Origin of the sequence: Alkanindiges illinoisensis, from assembly GCF_004377485.1 — a bacterium.
GTDB lineage: Bacteria > Pseudomonadota > Gammaproteobacteria > Pseudomonadales > Moraxellaceae > Alkanindiges > Alkanindiges illinoisensis_A.
Genome location: NZ_SNTY01000010.1, coordinates 38,296 through 58,237 on the forward strand (window position 1 = coordinate 38,296; position 19,942 = coordinate 58,237).

Here is a 19,942-nt window from a genome sequence, read left to right on the forward strand (position 1 = left end):
ACTTTCTTCCCTGTGTTGAGCGTGAGGTGCCAGTATTTGAACAAGGCCTTCAGCTTCATTATTTTTTAACGTGTTTTCTTACAATTGCCACCCGGGTTGGTAAATCCCATGCGCCACCCATCTCGACCATGCGGCACATACCTGTGGTGGAATCATCGGTTTGAATAAACTGCTGGCCGTTCCATGTCCATTCTTCATGTGACCAGCAATCTCCCAAGCCACGACCTTTTTGCGCCGCACTGATTACCCCATCGGCATAATCGGAAGCACCCGTTGTGACCAGTTTGGGCTGATAGGGCTTTTGTGCATTGATTACCCAGTAGCCATAGCCTTCATTGTATGCCCCTCGCCAGCACAATCCGCTGGCTAGCAGTTGATGGCTATTTAAAGGCTGAATATCCATCTCAAATTTTGCAGAGTCATCTTCGCCATTCATGACCGGGCAATAATCGTCATCTGTTTTTGGAGTTTGGGCCAGTATTTCCTTTTTAAGCTGAACCAAATCCACGGATTTTGCCAGACGCTTTAAAGCAGGGCTTTCCACGGGTTTTATCCAGTTCACCACCGGCATTGGCAATGCAGGCAAAACGCTGGCCTCAGTTTTTTTACCTTTGTGCACTAAAGCGCTAGTGGTGCCAACTCGTCCCTGCACGTCATCCATTTTAAGCAATACCGCAGCGGCACCCTGCCCGGATAGGTTCCACGTATCCTGTCCCGACCTAAACTGAATTACGGTGTGACCTGCCAGTGCGGCAATTAATGCCTGAATTTGTGCACTCGACAAATGACCATCCAGCCCCTCGCCATTTAATAAAACCTTGCCATAGCTGGTGTTATTGATAAACAACTGAACCGCTTGAGGTGACGGCTGATTTTCTACATAACCCGTGTTGCCCAGCTTTACCTGACCATTAACATTTTGGCCTGCCCCGGCTTTACGGGTGAGTAAGACCGATACCGGAAAACTGTCACCATCATCCGTTTGATAACCTGCTGCGCGGCAAGTGCGTGTATTGTCGCAGGCCACTTCCCAGTCCTGATGCGAAAAATGAATGCCTTTTCCAGAATCTGTATTTGTACCTGTTGCTGCATACGTCATGCCGGGCATCAGAACCAAAGCGCAAACTGCTTTTTGAATTACCGCTTTTTTAATCAGTGCTTTTTGAATTATGATTTTTTTATACATCGCCTGACTTGGTTTTTGGCAAAATTGCATAAAGTACTCACTGGTTTTTTGCTGGTTTTCTATGCCTTAAGCATACAAGCTGTCGACTTTGCGGTTGGTATTTTTGTGTTTCCTTTGCTGTTAGCCCTTAGTCTTGTCCGGGTTAATTTATGAACCAACCACTTCATCAGCAGGCGCAATTTGCAGGCTTTCCCAGGTTTGAATCAGTTGTTTTTTTGCTATGCCCCAGCGATAGCCACCGAGCGCCCCACTTTCCCGAATGACCCGATGGCAGGGAATCAGCCATGCGACCGGATTGGCACCAATGGCATTGGCCACTGCCCGTGATGCCTTGGGATAACCCAGCGTATTGGCCAGCCCGGAATAACTGACCAGACTACCCGATGGAATTTTCAACAAAGCCCGCCATACGGCCACCTGAAAATTGGTGCCCGACACATGCAGCGAAAACGGCTTTTGCAGGCTGTCGTGCTTATACTGTTGGTGGTGCTCGTATTGCAACGGAAACATACCGTGAACCAAAGGCGCTGTTAAGGCGTGGTTGTGCTGTAAGGTGCTCAAGGGCCATGCCTGTTGCAAGGCGGCCAGTTCCTGTTCTAGTGAACTAAAATCAATAAAGCTGGCCTTGCAAATCCCCCGCGAAGTCATGGCAATAAATAATGGCCCAAACGGGGTGGCATGCACGCCATAATCAAGCTGCAAATCCCGGCCCTTTTGCTTAAACTCGCCCGGTGTAACGGCTTCAAGCTGCACAAAATGATCATGCAGGCGCGAACTGCCGCTTAGGCCAATATCATGTGATACCTCCAGCACTGAGCGTGACTGCTGCAATAACTGCTTGCCACGTTCAAGGGTTAACACCTGCAAAAATCGTTTGGGCGTGGTGCCGGCCCACTGGCAAAACAGGCGCTGAAAGTGAAACGGGCTTAGATGCACCTGCGCGGCCACTTCCTCAAGACTGGGTTGCTCGCCCGCATGATCCACCAGATAGGCAATGGCTTTTTCAATGCGCTTATAGTTTTCACCATGCGGGTTGATAGGGCTCGCAGCAAAGTTCTTAGCGTGTAGATCATCAGGATTAAGCAGCATGATGCAACCTCAGGCTGGTTTTACAATGGTTAATGCTTTGCTTGGTATAGCATTGACTGCATCATAACCATACTGACCAGCCTAAGCGACCCGAATCTTGCGCAATGCTTAAGCCAGTCATCACATCCGCCTAAAACTTCTCATAGGGCAGTAAATAACGCCACTCACCTACCGCCAGTTTGGCTTTCGACAAACGGCCAATCCGTAAACGCCGTAGCTCCAGCACCTGCAAGCCCACCGCCTGACACATGGTTTCAATCTGGTCAAGCTGCACATTTTTTAAGGCAATACGCAAATGATCTTCATTTTGCCAGCTCACTTTTGCGGCTGGCAGCAATTTGCCTTGCGCATAAAAACCCTGATTTAGGCGTCTTAAATCATCATCAGACAACTTGCCCTGTACCTTGACAATAAACTCCTGCTCCACCCGGCTGGCATCGTCAATCAGCTTGCGCGCGATGGACTTATCTTGTGTGTACACTACCAGGCCACTGGCCGCACTTTCCAGCGGCAGCGTGGGAATAAGTTTTTGAAAATGTGAGCGCAAGGGACGAATATTGGAACGGTCATCCTTGGCCTGAGTCTCTAATGTAATGAGTTGCAAGGCATCAAATTTTAGCAAATCCAGTTGCTCAGGGCTTAGCTGGCTATGCATTTTGGGGTGATTCAAGCCACGTGCAATCAAGCTTTGCGTTAGGCCAAAATCATAGCCAGCAGGCTTGTTAAACAAAATGGTGACTGGTGCCAGCGGCTTTAAATTAGCGGCTGCATCCACCTCTACGCGCTGATCGGTAATCAGGTAATTGGGCTGTTCCACCACTACCCCATTCACCATAACCCAGCCACCAGCAATATAATGCTCGGCATCGCGGCGCGAACAGGCACGTAATTCACTCACTACTTTGGCGAGGCGAACAGCTTCAGTCTTTGGTGCAGTCATCATCATTACTTCAATTACATCATGTGCTGCATTATACGCGCAAAACCATCATTTCATGTGGTCACTGGTAGGCTGATTAGAATGGCACTGCTAAAAGAGTAATGCTAAAACGGCACTGCTGATTCAAGCACCAGATGATGACCTTGCAAAGGGTGGGTTAATGCCAGATAGCTGGCATGCAGGGCCAAGCGGTTTAACAGGCTGGCTGCGGGATTAAAATGGTACAGCTTGTCGCCAGTAATCGGATGGCCAATATGCGCCAGATGGACACGAAGCTGATGTGAACGCCCGGTAATGGGTTCCAGCAAAATCCGGCTAATGTCTTGTTCGGCATCGTATTCAAGCTGCTGGTATAAGGTTTTGGCAGGCTTGCCGATTTCAAAATCCACTTTTTGCTTGGGACGGTTGGGCCAGTCCGTGATTAGCGGCACCTCAATACTGCCGTCGCCAGCCAACTGCCCCTGCACCAGTGCCACATAATGCTTTTTGATGGCTCGACCCTGAAACAGTTTGCTGATAGCCACTTCTGCATCCCGATGCTTGGCAAACAGTAAAATGCCTGAGGTTGCCATATCCAGCCGATGCGTGACCTTGGCATACGGATATTTTTCCAAAACCCGTAAATACGCGCTGTCCTGATGTTCTGGCAAGCGACCGGGCACGGACAGTAACCCCGCTGGTTTATCAATGACAATCAGGTCATCATCTTCATAAAGGAAAGTTAAAGGGCCTTGTGGCGGCGTGTAGATAAATTGGTCGTTTAGGGGCACAACAGTGGCTAACAATAAGATTTTAAGAGTCCGTAGTATACAGGGCTACTTTGCATGAATAAGCATAAATTGCTTTCATCATTTTGCAACCATCACTCAACCATACATTCATTCAACCACGCATTGGCCGCCTGTTATTAAAATATTGCTAGAACGATATCGCGCGGCATTAATAAATCATTTGCAAAAATACGGTTTCGACAAGATCAACTATCGCAGCCTAAGCTTGTCGAAGGCTAGCGCATGACTTATAAAAGAAATCTAATCCAGCGCGATACACGCCAAAGATCTACTCGTAATTGGTCGATGCAATACCAGAACAACAGATTAAGGGCGATAAATGGCGCACAATTTATTGCCGTCTGGATCACGCACATACGCAAGATGCAATGCTCCCAGACTGGTTTGGCGTAGGCCCGGCACGTCTTCAATGGATGTACCGCCATTGGCAACCGCCACATCATGGAATTCCTTTACTTGTTCAGGCGAGTTACATTTGAAGCCAATGGTTGCCCCATTTGCACAAGTTGCAGGTTCGTCATTGATGGGTTCGCTAATGCCAAATGTATTACCATCATGGCGATAAAAAAGTCGAGTATGCCCAGAATTTGAAACATTTAAAAATGGCTCACCTGCCCCTAAAACAGCCAGCACTTTATTATAGAAAGCTTTTGAGCGTTCAATGTCATTAGACCCGACCATGATGTGATTAAACATATTTTTCCTTTCCTTAATTTTGGGATATTTGAGTTGGACTGTAGGCTAACACTATTAGGATTTCAGCAATAGATATATGGCTTTTGATGACCGCCACGTTTATACCGATATAATTTTTTATGATCAGATCACTGTTCAAGCAAAACTCTCATCAATATTTGCACCATTCTTCAAGGCATACCTTTTAATTATTTTGGCAAGCTGATAAGGCTGCTTAATGCACTTTATACAAGGATGACTTTCTGCTTCAACGTGCGTAATCACAAGTACTGTACCCAGTAAAAAGAAACTCCATGGCTGTCGATCAACAATATAAAAGCCCTTAACATCTTCCAGCTTAACGATGGTAGTTTCCTCATCTAAAAAACTTGCTGAAAGATGTACACAGTACGAGAAGTTATTTTCAACTAAATTGAAATGATAAAAAGCGATGTTTAGTAAGCCCTAATTCCATTATAGATCTAAAACGGCTAATTTCTGTGCCAAGATATCCTCTGATAGCGACTTTCGATAATAGGAGTAACTCACGCTTCCATTCATAGCTCCTAAAACAACTGGAGCAACCTCTGAAACATCATTTGTTAATAGTACAGTGAAAGCTGGTTTATCTCCCACTTTTAAGGTCCTATGTAATACACCTGCTTTCATCGTATAAGCTTGACCAGACTTATATACCGTACGATTACTTTCTGAAACTCGTAATACTTCATTCGACTTTATTAAGATAGAGCTATCAGCTCTGTATTGAGTTGAATATTTAGCATATTCCTGCCCACTTTCATGAAAAATATATTCAATATTCTCAATTGCTCCATGGAAAACCCAACTTTTAAAATCAAACAAATGATCATGTATTAAACAATCAGAAGATTGTTCAATCTCATCATTAGCTTCAACCCAACAATGTAGACGTATCTTTTTAGAGCCTTCGCTCATTAATGTACATGCTAAAAAACCTAATGGATGTAATTTGAAGGGAACACCAATTTCTCGACGCAATATTAGAAGATCAGAAATAGAAACAACCTGATTTTCTAATGCATTAACAAGAGTTGAAAAGGATATAGTCATCTTAATTTTTCTAATAAGGATCTTTTGGAGAGTTTATACACTTGAGAATTCGATCAGTGTTAAGTATTTTAAGCTTATCTAAATCAAATAGATTAGCACTTTGAATTGCCTCTGAAAGTTTTTCACGATCCAAAGCACCATGGAATATTAATGACTCACAATGTTTCATTTCTTTCGATTGCCGTTCAGTTAATCTTACGTCATCCTTATAAGAATCATAAAAATAGGTTCCTGAGTCCGCTCGTAACGCAGAAGCCTCTTTATCCTCTTTCGTGATAACTACAAAATCCTCTGTGATATCCAAACGAAATGCAGAGAAATGATCAACAAAAAAAACACGAATTCGGAGCAAAGGTTCGGAGTACTGATATTTTAATGCTGTAACTGCTGTTGCCAGAATTTCTTCTTGGACTGATTTTTCTGTCCATGGATCATTTGCATGAGCAGATTTCAGGCTTCTCCGGTATGTTGCATATTCTGCGCATAGCTTCTCATTTTTGGGATTTAATAAACAAATTGTGATATCACGCCCAAGGCCTGCTATCCTTGCAGCTTCTGCTAATTTTGGTATTGTCGTAGCTCTCGTATAACGGCCACAGGTTCCTTTATAAATCCAGAACCTAGTATTGGATACTGATGATTTTAAAGTTGGGTTAATTCTTTTCGGCTCAATCACTTCGATCGCTGAACGTTTCACAATACTTGGCGTGAGCCAAAATACGAATCCCCCAATAAAAACGGTAATAATTAATGAAACTACAAAAGAATCAAGAAACTTAACAGTAAATTGGATAAAATTTAATGCGTCCGCGCCAAAATAAGGAGTAACAAAGCATCTTACTAATATGACTAAAATCAGAAGTAAACCGACAATAATAAAAAAAGTCCTACGATAATGTTCCTTAGATAAAATTTCATTCATAATTTCTTATCCCTTCAGTGATCCCCTAACGGGGTACTTTCAGTAAATTTTACTTAAAATACCAAATGTTAAATTAATAAAAAACCCCATCTTTCGACAGGGCTTCTTTAAGCTAATTTCTAACTAGAAATTAAGCCACCGCACCTTCCAAGAAGTCCTTGGCAAAGCGCTGCAATACACCACCGGCTTCATAAATCAGCACTTCTTCGGCAGTATCCAGACGCGAGATCACTGGCACTTCAATGCTTTCACCATTTGCCCTATGAATCACCAGTGTTAGTTCAGCGCGTGGCGTATGGTGGCCAATCACATCAAAGGTTTCAGTGCCATCAATGTTCAAGGTATTGCGGTTGGTGCCTGCCTTAAACTCCAGCGGCAACACGCCCATGCCAATCAGGTTGGTGCGGTGAATGCGCTCAAAGCCTTCCGCCACAATCGCTTCAACACCCGCCAGACGAACGCCCTTGGCCGCCCAGTCACGGCTGGAACCCTGACCATAATCCGCGCCGGCAATAATAATCAGTGGCTGCTTGCGGGTCATGTAGGTTTCAATGGCTTCCCACATGCGGGTCACCTGGCCTTCCGGCTCAACACGCGCGAGTGACCCCTGAATCACCTTGCCCTCTTCATTGCGTACCATTTCATTGAGCAATTTCGGGTTGGCAAAAGTGGCACGCATGGCGGTCAAATGGTCGCCGCGATGGGTGGCATACGAGTTAAAGTCTTCTTCTGGCAGGCCCATTTTGGCCAGGTATTCACCGGCAGCACTGCTGGCCAGAATCGCGTTGGAAGGTGACAGATGGTCAGTCGTGATGTTATCCGGCAGCACCGCTAGTGGACGCATACCTTTGAGGGTGCGCGGGTTGGCAGCCAGTGCGCCCATACCTGTCGTATCCCAGTACGGCGGACGACGAATATAGGTAGACGTTGGACGCCAGTCGTACAGTGGGCTTTCTGCCTGTTCAATTTCACCCAGGTCAAACATGGGAATATAAACCTTGCGGAATTGTTCCGGCTTCACGCTCTTGGCAACCAGTGCATCAATTTCTTCATCACTTGGCCAGATGTCTTTGAGGTATACCGGATTGCCGTTTTTATCGTTGCCCAATACGTCTTTTTCAATATCAAAACGAATGGTGCCAGCAATCGCATAGGCCACGACCAATGGCGGAGATGCCAAAAAGGCCTGCTTGGCATAGGGGTGAATGCGACCATCAAAGTTACGGTTACCGGACAGTACGGCAGTGGCGTACAGGTCGCGGTCAATAATTTCCTGCTGGATTTGTGGGTCTAGCGCACCAGACATGCCGTTACAGGTGGTGCAGGCAAATGCCACAATACCAAAGCCCAGTTGTTCCAGCTCATTCAATACGCCTGCCTCTTCCAAGTAAAGCGCAGCCGCTTTAGAACCTGGTGCAAATGAGCTTTTTACCCATGGCTTGCGTGTTAAACCCAGTTCGTTGGCTTTTTTGGCCAGCAAACCAGCCGCCACGGTGTTGCGTGGATTAGAGGTATTGGTACACGAGGTAATGGCGGCAATAATCACTGCGCCATCTGGCATCAGGCCATCAGTGCGATTTTCTACTACGCCAGCAATGCCCTTGGCAGCCAAGTCGCTAGTCGATACGCGCGCATGCGGGTTGGATGGGCCAGCCATGTTGCGGGTAACCGTGGACAAATCAAATTTCAGCACGCGCGGATACACGGCAGTTTTCAGGCTATCTGCCCACAGGCCAGTGACTTTGGCATAGGTTTCCACCAGTGCCACCTGCTCGTCTTCACGGCCAGTGAGTTTTAAATAATCCAGTGTTTGCTGGTCAATGGAGAACATGGCGGCTGTTGCACCGTATTCTGGCGTCATGTTGGAAATGGTGGCGCGGTCACCAATGGTCATGCTGTCCGCACCTTCGCCAAAGAACTCAAGGTAAGCGCCGACCACACGCTCTTTACGCAGGAATTCCGTCAGTGCCAGCACAATATCAGTGGCAGTAATGCCGGGTTGACGCTGGCCAACCAATTCCACGCCAACAATATCCGGCAGGCGCATCATGGACGCACGGCCCAGCATCACGGTTTCTGCTTCCAGACCACCGACGCCAATGGCAATTACGCCCAGCGCATCCACATGCGGGGTGTGTGAATCAGTGCCCACACAAGTATCTGGGAATGCAACCAGCTTGCCTTCATTATCTGGACGGGCCTGAATAACCGGCGACATTTTTTCCAGATTGATCTGGTGCATGATACCGTTACCGGCTGGAATCACATCCACATTTTTAAATGCAGTTTTAGTCCATTCAATAAAATGAAAACGGTCTTCATTGCGACGGTCTTCAATGGCGCGGTTTTTTTCAAACGCATCAGGATCAAAACCACCGCACTCTACAGCCAGTGAGTGATCCACAATTAGCTGGGTTGGCACCACCGGATTGACTTTTGAAGGATCACCACCCTGCTCAGCAATCGCATCACGCAGGCCAGCCAAGTCAACCAGTGCCGTCTGGCCTAGAATGTCATGGCACACCACACGCGCCGGATACCATGGAAAATCCAGATCCTGACGGCGCTCAATCAATTGGGTTAAATAAGCAGTAAGGTGCTCGGGTTCGGCACGGCGCACCAGTTGTTCTGCCAGCACGCGCGAGGTATACGGCAGGGTGTCGTAGCTACCGGGCTGAATGGCTTCAACGGCAGCGCGAACGTCAAAGTAGTCAAGCTGGGTACCGGGTAAGGGCTTACGGTATTGTGTATTCATGGCTAGGGGGTTAGTCCAGTGGCTCGGTTTATCAATGGGGCACATTGTACTCTGCGCGAATGGCGTTTCCCAAATTTATTATTTATCATATAGTTAACCCTAAAAATTATAGTTTTTGAAATATTTAGTTACATATTCTTAGGTTTTTACTTTAGTCTGCAAAAGCAGCGCACTTTTTCCATCAAATCTGCTTTAAGGGTGTTTCAACTTAAACACCAAAGCTGCATTCTGGATTAATCATTAACACGGTATAATGCAGTCATTCTGGTGTTAGCCACTGCTGCTGTAGGAGTATTCATATGTCACTTGCCAGGCTGTCCTTTACCGCTTTTGTGCTTAATGGCCCGGATGCCGAAAAATTCTTGCAGGGACAGGTGACAGTCAATGTCAGCAGTTTAACTGCCGATGAATATCGCCCCACAGCCATTTGTGACTTAAAAGGCCGGGTTAATTTTGGCTTATGGCTTAAAAAGTACAGCACAGAATCCATTGAAGTGGTGGTTGCTGACGACCAGCGTGATGCCTTACAGGCGCATATTAAAAAGTACGGTGCTTTTTCAAAGTTTCAGCTGGATACTGCACAGCCTGTGTATCCGGCGATTGTTAGTGGCAAAGCCAGCTTTAGCCATAATGATGTAGGCGTGAGCATTGAACAATGGCAACACACTGCCATTAGTCAGGGACAGGCATGGATTACGGCACAAACGGCGGGGCTGTTTCAGCCACAGGAATTGCGCTTGCACCAGCGTGGTGGTGTGGACTATGACAAGGGCTGCTATCTGGGCCAGGAAATCATTGCGCGCCTGTGGTTTCGTGCCAAGCCTAAGCACTGGCTGCATCTGATTCGTGCCGGAATTAGTGATGTGCCTGCTGCCGGACAGCAACTGGCTGATGACATTCAAGTCGTCAATGCCATTGCCAGTGCAGATGGCTGGCAAGCATTGGTGGTGGCAAAGCCCAGTGCCTTAGAAGATTCAATTTATCAGGTGCTGGACTTGCCAGAAGGCTTGAATGGTGATGTGGGGCGTGAGAAGTAATAGATAAACTGAACTTTTAAGGAATAGGAAAGAAAGGATTCTTTTAAAGCATTAATACGCAAATAAAGTGCAGACTTAGTAAACATGAATTACCTCTTTATCTGTAGCCGTAATCAGTGGCGCAGTCCTACCGCAGAACGTATTTTTGCCAAAGGCTATGGCTGTCACACCCGCTCAGCAGGAACTTCCGCGCAGGCCAAGCGTAAAATCACAGCCAGTGATATTGCGTGGGCAGATGTCATTTTCGTGATGGAACACAAGCATAAGCAACGGATCAAGGCTGATTTTGCAAGCCCTGCCAGTTCAAAACGATTATGGTGCTGGATATACCAGATGATTATCACTACATAGATGCCGCGCTGGTTGAGTTATTACAGCAATCCATGCAGCCCTATTTGAATCAGTAGGCTTGGCTCATGTAAATGGGTCAATTACTTCGACACCGACCCATGCCCCGTCCAGTAAAAGCGCATCAGCCAGTGCGCGGCTTCTCCGGCATAATCAATCCCTACCCGCTTAGCTACACTCACCGGAATATTGGCCTGCGCTTTGTTTTCGACCCACAGGCCAACCTGCTCGCCCAGCAGGTGATTGTTCAGGCGCTTGTCAATATTTAGTCGCTTGGTCAGCTTGGCAGGCCCTGCACCAGTCTTGACTGGCTCACCGTCCACATGCACCGCACGAATCAGAACCGCTTCCGGCTGGCCAATTTCAGTGGTGACAATGTTTAGCAAATAATGCAGGCCATAAATCAGGTACACATAAATGGTGCCTGCTTCCTTGTACATCACGCTAGTGCGCGGTGTGTGGCGTCCCTCAAAAGCATGGCAAGCTGCATCACCAACGCCTAAATAAGCCTCGGTTTCTGTAATCATGGCACGAACCACCTGCCCGTCATCCATACGGCGGCACAAATAGCAGCCAATCAAATCAGACGCCACCACCGCAGTCGGACGCCTAAACCAGTCATGCGCCAGAACCTGTGCTGAATTGGAACCCACTTGTTCTGGTTGACTTATCGCAGTATTCGAAGGTGTCGGTGATTTTTGCATCTTTAAGCGCAGTGTCCTTGTTTTCTTTCACGTTAAGACCAATATTAACTGGGTTAAGCCTTTTATTGCTAAGCCGGTTTTTGCTAAACCTGTTACGACGCGTGATAGCCGTTGTTGATCTGTGAGCGTTTTATGCCTGAATTGCCCGAAGTTGAAACCACCAAAACCAGTTTACAACCTTTACTGGGTCAGACTGTGACCCATGTTCAGGTACGTCAGCATAGCTTGCGCTGGCCTGTGCCGGATGATTTATCCAAGTTGACTGGACAAAAACTGCTTAGGCTGGAACGTCGTGCCAAGTATATTCTGGCGCATTTTGACAAGGATGCGCTGTTATTGCATCTGGGCATGTCTGGCAGTTTTAGTATTTGCAATGCACAGGATGAATTGCGCAAGCATGACCATGTGGTTTTACAATTTAGTGATGGGCAATTTGGGGACAATGAAGGCCAGATCACTGAGTTGCGCTATCACGACCCGCGCCGGTTTGGCTGTATGCTGTGGCTGGAAAATGGCACGCATACCCTGCTATCAAAGCTGGGGCCAGAGCCGCTGGATAATGAATTTGATGCCAACTATCTCGCCAGCAAATTAAAAGGTAAAAGTACGGCAATCAAGGTTGCCATCATGGACAATGCTGTAGTAGTGGGTGTAGGAAATATTTATGCTACCGAAAGCCTGTTTAATACTGGTATTCATCCGGCGCGGCCAGCTCACTCACTTACCATGCCTGAAATTGAAAAACTGGTGCTGGAAATCAAGCGGATTTTAAAACAGGCCATTGATCTGGGCGGTTCCACCTTGCGTGACTATACCAATGCAATGGGCGAAAATGGTTATTTTCAGCAAACCCTGCTGGCGTATGGTCGTGCAGGCGAACTATGCGTTAATTGCGATACAGAACTTGAAAACCTGAAACTAGGCCAGCGCGCCAGTGTGTTTTGTCCCTGCTGTCAGCCATTGAAATAGCATCAGCCGTTAAAATAGTCCTAAAATTCATTTGTAAATTAAAATCCGTCTATAAACTTAGGGTACATTAACGTTTAGCGTAATACAGCACCACAATCGCCAGGAGCGACAGGCCAACAAATCCCCAGCCGGATTTTTTCAATTTTTCTTGGAATAGCACCACTCCAGCAATAACGCCTAGTATGACCACCAGAATGTTCATGCTGGCAAAAATGATGGCCGGATTGCTGGCCAATTGCTGATGTGCCTTGATATAAAACCAGATATTGCAAAAATTCAACGTGCCGAGTAGCAAACCCAGCGCAGCATGGCGAGGCTGTAAGAGTGGTTTGAACTGGCGTTGCACCGCTTGCCATGCCAGCAATAGCAGCAAGGCAATACTAAAACTGGCAAACAGGGCGGTACTGGTAGAATAGCTTAAGCTAGAAATATATTTCAGCAGCACATCGACAGCGGCGTAGCCTGCCCATACTGTCAGCAATAACCAGCCTGAATGCTTGAGCGGACTCACCGACGTGTTACCAGTTTTACAGCTAATAATCAGACCCAGCACACCACACAAGCCCAGTGCAATGCCCAGCAGTTTGAGCCAGCTCATAGTTTCGGCAAACAGCAAAAACGCAGCCAGCAGCGACAACACTAACGACATACGCTGGGCCACTTCAGTTTTAATCAGGCCCGCGTACTGTAAAGCGCGCGACAGCATCACAAAAATACTGGGCAGTAAAATCCCCAATGCCAAAAAGGCCAGCTTTGATGCATTACTGATATGCTGAAGACTCGTCAGGTCCGGTTTAAGCAATACCGCAGTTAAGCCAATGGCTGCCACATAATTCCAGCTAATCAGTGCAATTGCGCTAAAGCCACGGGGCTTAGACCATTTTAAAAGCAATGACACCAGCACGCTGCACAGCGCAGCAATCAATAAGTACATCATGGGAATGAATTAAAATACCCTAAGGCTGACAGGGTTAATTTGCTCAATATCATCATAAATAACCCATAAAAAAACGGCTGGTGATTCAGCCGTTTTTAAAAGACTTAGCTCTGGTTGGCTTTGAGCTGGTCACGGATTTCACGTAGCAATTTAATATCTTCCGGATCAGCAGGTGGCTGGACTGGAGCAGGCTCATCCTGTCGACGCACACGGTTGACAACCTTCACCATCAAAAACACCACCCAGGCCAGCAACAGGAAATTAATCAGTATAGTGAGGAAATTTCCATAACTTAATACGTTGATTCCAGCTTTTTGTAGTGCATCCAGTGAGTTTAAATGGTTGGGATTATCACCCAGCACGATGTACCACTGGGAAAAATCGACGTCACCACCAATAATCCGGGAAATCACTGGCATCAGGATATCTTTCACCAGTGAATCAATAATCTTGTTAAAAGCGCCACCAATAATGACGCCAATGGCCAAGTCAAACATATTGCCCTTGAGGGCAAATTCCTTGAATTCCTGAACAATACTCATGTTTTACTCCAAAATAATGCTTATAAAATATACAATCATGACTTTAAATTGAGCATGAACCACCCGGGCTCTTAAATTGCCAAGTTAAAAGTGGCATTTAATTTAACATTGTTATGATCAAAAACAATGACAGTAGATTTCCTTTATCCATAAAAAAACCGCCTAACGACACGCATCAGGCGGTTTTTACAGTTATCTCCTGCTCAGCGGCAGGACGACTTATTTACGACCAGCACGTTTACGATCATTTTCTGTCAGGAATTTCTTGCGCAGACGAATGGATTTCGGGGTAACTTCAACCAGTTCGTCGTCTTCTATAAATTCCAGTGCCTGTTCCAGCGTATACTTGATTGCCGGGGTCAGGGTTAATGCTTCATCTGTACCACTGGCACGTACGTTGGTGAGCTGCTTGGCTTTGGTTGGGTTAACCACCATGTCATCGCCACGGGAGTTAATGCCCACGATCATGCCTTCATATACTTCAAGCTGTGGCTCGGCAAACAAACGGCCACGGTCCTGCAAGGTATACAATGCATAGGCCAGACAGGTGCCCTGAACCATGGAAATCAGCACACCATTCTGGCGCTTGGCCACTGTACCGGTTTTGGCTGGGCCATAATGCGAGAAACTGGAGGTCATGATACCGGAACCGGACGTCATGGTCAGGAACTCGGAACGGAAACCAATCAGGCCACGCGAAGGCACAGTGGCTTCAATACGGATACGGCCTTTGCCGTCTACTTCCATATTGGTCAGCTCGCCACGGCGGTTACCCATTTGCTCCATCACGCCGCCCTGATGCTGCTCTTCCACATCAAAGGTCACGTTTTCAAACGGCTCATTGAGCACACCGTCAATTTCTTTCATGATCACTTCAGGACGCGATACACCCAGCTCAAAGCCTTCGCGACGCATGTTTTCAATCAGTACTGACAAGTGCAGCTCGCCACGACCCGAGACCTTGAAGCGGTCTGGAGAATCAGTGTCTTCGACACGCAGCGCCACGTTGTGAATCAGCTCACGTTCCAGACGCTCACGGATGTTGCGCGAGGTCACAAACTTGCCTTCTTTACCAGCAAATGGCGAGTTGTTGACCTGAAAGGTCATGGAAACAGTGGGCTCATCCACAGACAGCGGCGGCAATGCTTCAACGGCTTTCGGATCACAAATGGTGTCAGAAATGTTGAGCGCATCAATACCAGTAATACAGATAATGTCACCAGCAGAGGCTTCTGGCACTTCCAGGCGCTCAAGGCCATGATAGCCCATGATTTGCAGGATACGGCCATTACGCTTGTTGCCTTCTTTGTCTACCACAACCACCGGGGTATTGGTCTTTACCGCACCGCGCTGGATACGGCCAATCCCGATCACGCCCACAAAGCTGTTGTAATCCAGGCTGGAAATTTGCATCTGGAATGGGCCATCAACGTCAACCTTTGGCGGCTCAACAATATCAACAATCGTCTGGAACAACGGGGTCATGTCCTCAGCCATATCGGCTGGATCATTACCGGCAATCCCGTTTAATGCAGAGGCATATACCACCGGGAAATCCAGCTGTTCATCGCTGGCACCCAGATTGTCAAACAGGTCAAATACCTGATCCATCACCCAGTCAGGACGCGCGCCCGGACGGTCAATCTTGTTCAGTACAACAATAGGCTTTAGGCCACGGGCAAAGGCTTTTTGCGTTACAAAGCGGGTTTGCGGCATTGGGCCGTCCTGTGCATCCACCAGAAGCAGTACGCAGTCCACCATGGACATCACGCGCTCTACTTCACCACCGAAGTCGGCGTGTCCCGGTGTATCCACAATATTGATACGGTATTCCTGATTGGTACGCTTATCTAACCACTTAATGGCCGTATTCTTGGCCAGAATGGTAATACCACGCTCACTTTCCAGCGCGTTGGAATCCATCACACGCTCAATTTCACCAGCACGGTCGCCCAGCGCGCCAGACTGTTGCAACAATTTGTCGACCAGTGTGGTTTTGCCATGGTCAACGTGCGCAATAATGGCAATATTGCGTAAATCTTTTACACTTGAATCACTTGCATTAGATGACATTCAATTAAATCCGGTAGTTTGTACACAGGTATGTACACAGTTTATTTTACTAGCACCCATCTGAATGCAAGCAACTAAAAATTTGGACGCGAAATTATATCAGAGAACCGGTTACAGCATTGGTTTTTTTAAACCCCTCATACTGGTTACTTTGTAACCACTCCATCGGGCCAGAAAAATCAGTTCAAACTTTTTCATCTTGCCTTGATTCTAAAGGTTTAGATTTTCATTGTGACGCACGCAGAATTCACAAGCCAAGTTCTGCTAAAATTTCAGTTTTTACACCAGATACATTACAGGGGCATGGCATGGATCCGCGCAGCGAAGTAATTTTACGGCAGCTCGATTTTTTTAAAGGCACCGTATTACTGGCAGGCCTGCCAGCCGATCAACTCATTCACGCACTAAAGCCACAACTTACCAGCGTATGTGCATGGTCTTGGCACTTTGGTGAATACAGTGTCTTGAAGCAGCTTGACAGTAACTGCCAGTTTTCAGCCGAGCCACCGGATCAGCAGTTTGATCAGGCCATTATCTTTTTGCCCAAATCAAAAGAACTCACCGATTATTTATTACAGCGCATTGCCAGCCGCTTAAAACCACAAGGCCAGTTGTTTCTGGTGGGTGAAAAACGGGCTGGCATTGAACGTGCCGCCAAGCAGTTACAGCCGTATGGCAAAACATTAAAGCTGGACAGCGCGCGGCATTGCCAACTGTGGCAATGTATTTTGTCTGCCCCAGTCGCTGACAAACCACTGGCTGCCTGGGCCAAAACCTTTGTGCTGGAGCAGTTTAACCAACTTAAAGTCGTAAGCCTACCCGGTGTGTTTAGTCATGGTCATCTGGATATCGGCACTGCCCTGCTGTTACAGCATCTGGATAAACTACCCAAAGGTGACTTACTGGATTTCGGCTGTGGCGCTGGCGTGATTGGCTGTTTCCTAAAGCAAAAATATTCACAGCAAACAGTGCATTTTCTGGATGTGGATGCGTTTGCACTGGCTGCGACCCGCTTAAGTCTGGCTGCCAACCAGATTGCTGAGGATGATGGCATTCACCTGATTGCCGGACGTGGTATTGCTGATGCCCCGCAAAATCTGGGCGCCATTATTAGCAATCCGCCGTTTCATCAGGGCATTCACACCAGCTATAAAGCCAGTGAAGATTTGCTCACGCAGGCTGTGCTGCACCTTAACCCTGCACCTTATTCAGGAAGTGAATTAAGAATTGTTGCCAACAGCTTTTTAAAATATCCTCCGCTGCTCAAAACCCATTTTGGCCATTGTCATGTCCTTGCACATGGACAGGGCTTTCATGTGTACCAAGCCAAACGCAGCTAGTTTTGCGCTGGTTGTCTCCCATAAACCTGTTGTTTCATACTGCCTTATTTAACCGGATATTTTCTTTATCATGGCCAGCTCACACCCTGAAGCACCGCACTTACAGCGCAAACTCAAAGCCCGCCATTTAAATATGATTGCCATTGGTGGCTCCATTGGCACTGGCCTGTTTCTGGCATCCGGCAGTACCATTGCTGCGGCTGGCCCGGCAGGTGCATTGCTGGCCTATGCGCTGATTGGCGTAATGGTGTTTTTCCTAATGACCAGTCTGGGCGAAATGGCAGCTTACCAGCCGGTCGCCGGATCATTTTCCACTTATGGCGAACGCTATGTGGAAAAAGGCTTTGGTTTCGCGCTGGGCTGGAACTTCTGGTACAACTGGGCAGTGACCATTGCTGCCGAGCTGGTTGCTGCACAGATCATCATGGGTTTCTGGTTCCCTGAGGTGAATGGCATCGTGTGGAGTGGCGGCTTTCTGGCGCTGATGTTTTTGCTCAATGTGATTTCAGTCAAAGGCTTTGGTGAAAGTGAATTCTGGTTTTCACTGGTTAAAGTCATTGCCGTAATTATTTTCATTGGGCTTGGGCTGGCCAGTATTTTTGGCCTGATGCATGGCGTACAATCGCCCGGCTTTAGCAACTGGACGCATGGTGATGCCCCATTTGTAGGTGGCCTGCAAGCCATGGTTGGCGTTGCCATGATTGCCGGGTTTTCCTTTCAGGGCACTGAGCTGATTGGGGTGGCCGCTGGTGAATCAGAAAACCCCAAAAAGACCATTCCACTCGCCATCAAGCAGCTATTCTGGCGCATTCTGATGTTTTACATCCTGGCCATTTTTGTGATTGGTACGCTAATTCCCTACGATGACCCGCGTTTGCTGCAAGCCGCCAGCAATAATGACATCACGGTATCACCATTTACCCTGCTGTTTGAACGTGCCGGTTTTGCCTTTGCCGCCAGTGTCATGAATGCCGTCATCCTGACTGCCATTTTGTCGGCTGGAAATTCCGGCATGTATGCGTCAACCCGCATGCTGTATAACCTGGCCAAAGAAGGCAATGCGCCGCGAACTTTTGCCAGACTCAGTAAAAACGGTGTGCCTCGAAACGCCTTGCTGGCAACTACGCTAATTGGTGCCTTGTGTTTTTTAAGCACCTTTATTGGGGACAAACAGGTGTATGTCTGGTTGCTGAATACCTCAGGTATGTGCGGCTTTATTGTGTGGCTTGGTATTGCGGTAGCCCATTACCGCTTTCGCAAGGGCTATATTGCACAAGGCTATCAGCTTAGCGAATTGCTCTATCAAGCCAAGTTTTTCCCGTTTGGCCCACTGTTTGCCTTTGCCCTATGCCTGTTTATTACCCTGGGACAAAACTATCAGGCTTTTATTGGTAAACACATCGACTGGCAAGGTATTATTTCGGCTTACATCAGCATTCCCATTTTTCTGGCCATCTGGCTGGGCTATCGCTGGAAGTACAAGACGCGATTTGTTGCCTATACCGAAATGGATGTGCGGCCTTACCGGGGCGATTAAACCGCACTGCCCGGCACATACTCTCCAAAGCACGTTCCAAAGCAATTTCCCGATAATAGCGGCAAGATTTACCCTTAGTTACTACAAAAAATGCTGCTGATTAAACAAGCCCCTGTTATCAGGCAGTGGGTTTGTTTTGCTCATTGATCTCCTGCTCTTCCACTCTTTCTTCAATTTTCTCACAGGCTTCTTTTGCCAGCTTCAGGTATTTCTCCCTGAATTTTTCTAACGATGCGGCATCCATGTCTTCCAGATTTAACAAGCTATTATCTGCGGCCTGCTTAACCCGGATCAGTTCATCCAGTTTAAGCTGAATCGCCGTGGTGTCAGTATTCTGGGTATTCTGGATTAAAAACACCATCAGAAAGGTAATGATGGTTGTCCCCGTATTGATCACCAGTTGCCAGGTATCACTGTAATGGAAAATCGGCCCGGACACTGCCCAGACAATCACCACCAGCGTGGCAATCAAAAAGGTTACTGGTCGGCCTGAATACTTGGCAGCCTGCTTGGCCAACCCTTCATACATATGCGTCATGCTCATAATCTGTATCCTGTTTTTATCAGTTGTATGCTTAAAATAATCTTAAAATTTGATGATTAATGCGAGCATAGTTTTTTTATAATTTGTTGATTAAACGTGACTTGCTGATCAAACCTAGCATCATAGTCCTAGATTTTTCCCTGATATAACAGCATGCGTTTTTGCCCTGTGGCGGAAGGTGTTGCATTTGTGCAGATTCAACTTATAATAACTACCCCGAGTAAACCAGCTATTCTCAAGCGATATGCCGATTTACCAGATTCCCTGATTTTAACCACTTAAAAGGAGGATGTTGTGCTAAACCCTAATTTGAAGAAAAACCTGACTGTTTAGCAAACATCTGCCTGTTCGGATGTTTGCCAGACTTAAAAACGGTAAATATCCGAATGCATAAGCCAAAAGCTCAGCATTCGCTGGGTTTTTTTATACCTGAAAAAATCCCTAAGGCCAGACGTAGCCCG

At 47.0% G+C, this 19,942-nt stretch carries 17 protein-coding genes and 1 pseudogene; 5 read left to right on the top strand and 13 right to left on the bottom strand.

Annotated elements, in window-relative coordinates; genetic code table 11:
- Nucleotides 1–58: 58 nt before the first annotated feature.
- From E2B99_RS02715 to acnD, 8 genes are all read right to left on the bottom strand, one after another.
- Nucleotides 59–1,099 (bottom strand): DUF1176 domain-containing protein, encoded by a 1,041-nt coding sequence (locus E2B99_RS02715; protein ID WP_134243483.1) that lies wholly within the window; start codon nt 1,097–1,099, stop codon nt 59–61.
- A 234-nt stretch (nt 1,100–1,333) separates the two neighbouring features.
- Nucleotides 1,334–2,275 carry a bifunctional transcriptional activator/DNA repair enzyme AdaA gene (locus E2B99_RS02720; RefSeq protein ID WP_134243449.1) on the bottom strand — a complete coding sequence of 314 codons (942 nt, stop codon included), beginning with the start codon at nt 2,273–2,275 and terminating at the stop codon, nt 1,334–1,336.
- 130 nt (nt 2,276–2,405) lie between these two features.
- The gene (locus E2B99_RS02725; protein WP_240687701.1) at nt 2,406–3,221 is read right to left on the bottom strand and encodes an RNA pseudouridine synthase; all 816 of its coding nucleotides are present in this window, start codon (nt 3,219–3,221) and stop codon (nt 2,406–2,408) included.
- Nucleotides 3,222–3,319: 98 nt separating this feature from the next.
- Nucleotides 3,320–3,985 carry a pseudouridine synthase gene (locus E2B99_RS02730; protein WP_134243450.1) on the bottom strand — a complete coding sequence of 222 codons (666 nt, stop codon included), beginning with the start codon at nt 3,983–3,985 and terminating at the stop codon, nt 3,320–3,322.
- Nucleotides 3,986–4,312: 327 nt separating this feature from the next.
- Nucleotides 4,313–4,702, bottom strand: a complete 390-nt coding sequence (locus tag E2B99_RS02735) for a VOC family protein (protein ID WP_134243451.1) — start codon at nt 4,700–4,702, stop codon at nt 4,313–4,315.
- A 453-nt stretch (nt 4,703–5,155) separates the two neighbouring features.
- A complete protein-coding gene (locus E2B99_RS02740; protein ID WP_134243452.1) occupies nt 5,156–5,773 on the bottom strand; it encodes a hypothetical protein in 618 nt (205 codons plus the stop codon).
- Nucleotides 5,774–5,783: 10 nt separating this feature from the next.
- Complete coding sequence (locus E2B99_RS02745; RefSeq protein ID WP_134243453.1) at nt 5,784–6,695, bottom strand: hypothetical protein; 912 nt, start codon at nt 6,693–6,695, stop codon at nt 5,784–5,786.
- A gap of 130 nt (nt 6,696–6,825) precedes the next feature.
- Nucleotides 6,826–9,450 carry a Fe/S-dependent 2-methylisocitrate dehydratase AcnD gene (acnD, locus tag E2B99_RS02750; RefSeq protein WP_134243454.1) on the bottom strand — a complete coding sequence of 875 codons (2,625 nt, stop codon included), beginning with the start codon at nt 9,448–9,450 and terminating at the stop codon, nt 6,826–6,828.
- Nucleotides 9,451–9,749: 299 nt separating this feature from the next.
- Here acnD and E2B99_RS02755 point away from each other — a divergent pair, with 299 nt between their 5' ends.
- Entirely contained in the window at nt 9,750–10,487 is a 738-nt protein-coding gene (locus E2B99_RS02755) for a YgfZ/GcvT domain-containing protein (RefSeq protein WP_134243455.1), read from the top strand.
- An 84-nt stretch (nt 10,488–10,571) separates the two neighbouring features.
- A pseudogene (locus tag E2B99_RS02760) lies at nt 10,572–10,894 on the top strand (low molecular weight protein tyrosine phosphatase family protein).
- Nucleotides 10,895–10,918: 24 nt separating this feature from the next.
- On the opposite strand, the gene E2B99_RS02765 reads toward E2B99_RS02760, so the two are convergent.
- On the bottom strand, nt 10,919–11,539 hold the full coding sequence (locus E2B99_RS02765) for a DNA-3-methyladenine glycosylase (RefSeq protein WP_134243456.1): 621 nt from the start codon (nt 11,537–11,539) through the stop codon (nt 10,919–10,921).
- A gap of 132 nt (nt 11,540–11,671) precedes the next feature.
- On the opposite strand from E2B99_RS02765, the gene mutM reads away from it, so the two are divergent.
- Nucleotides 11,672–12,508, top strand: coding sequence for a bifunctional DNA-formamidopyrimidine glycosylase/DNA-(apurinic or apyrimidinic site) lyase (gene mutM / locus E2B99_RS02770; RefSeq protein ID WP_134243457.1), 837 nt, complete (start codon nt 11,672–11,674; stop codon nt 12,506–12,508).
- A 67-nt stretch (nt 12,509–12,575) separates the two neighbouring features.
- Here mutM and E2B99_RS02775 read toward each other — a convergent pair whose 3' ends face one another.
- The 3 genes from E2B99_RS02775 to typA all read right to left on the bottom strand — a co-directional run bounded on the left by E2B99_RS02775 (nt 12,576) and on the right by typA (nt 16,060).
- Complete coding sequence (locus E2B99_RS02775) at nt 12,576–13,445, bottom strand: EamA family transporter (protein WP_134243458.1); 870 nt, start codon at nt 13,443–13,445, stop codon at nt 12,576–12,578.
- Between the two features lie 104 nt (nt 13,446–13,549).
- Nucleotides 13,550–13,987: a large conductance mechanosensitive channel protein MscL gene (mscL, locus tag E2B99_RS02780; protein WP_134243459.1), complete on the bottom strand. Its 438-nt coding sequence runs from the start codon at nt 13,985–13,987 to the stop codon at nt 13,550–13,552.
- Between the two features lie 219 nt (nt 13,988–14,206).
- Entirely contained in the window at nt 14,207–16,060 is a 1,854-nt protein-coding gene (gene typA, locus E2B99_RS02785) for a translational GTPase TypA (RefSeq protein ID WP_134243460.1), read from the bottom strand.
- Nucleotides 16,061–16,368: 308 nt separating this feature from the next.
- Here typA and E2B99_RS02790 point away from each other — a divergent pair, with 308 nt between their 5' ends.
- Both E2B99_RS02790 and E2B99_RS02795 read left to right on the top strand, forming a co-directional pair.
- A complete protein-coding gene (locus E2B99_RS02790) occupies nt 16,369–17,400 on the top strand; it encodes a methyltransferase (RefSeq protein WP_134243461.1) in 1,032 nt (343 codons plus the stop codon).
- Between the two features lie 70 nt (nt 17,401–17,470).
- Nucleotides 17,471–18,937 (top strand): amino acid permease, encoded by a 1,467-nt coding sequence (locus E2B99_RS02795; RefSeq protein ID WP_134243462.1) that lies wholly within the window; start codon nt 17,471–17,473, stop codon nt 18,935–18,937.
- A 118-nt stretch (nt 18,938–19,055) separates the two neighbouring features.
- Here E2B99_RS02795 and E2B99_RS02800 read toward each other — a convergent pair whose 3' ends face one another.
- On the bottom strand, nt 19,056–19,481 hold the full coding sequence (locus E2B99_RS02800; RefSeq protein ID WP_134243463.1) for a low affinity iron permease family protein: 426 nt from the start codon (nt 19,479–19,481) through the stop codon (nt 19,056–19,058).
- Nucleotides 19,482–19,942 lie beyond the last annotated feature (461 nt).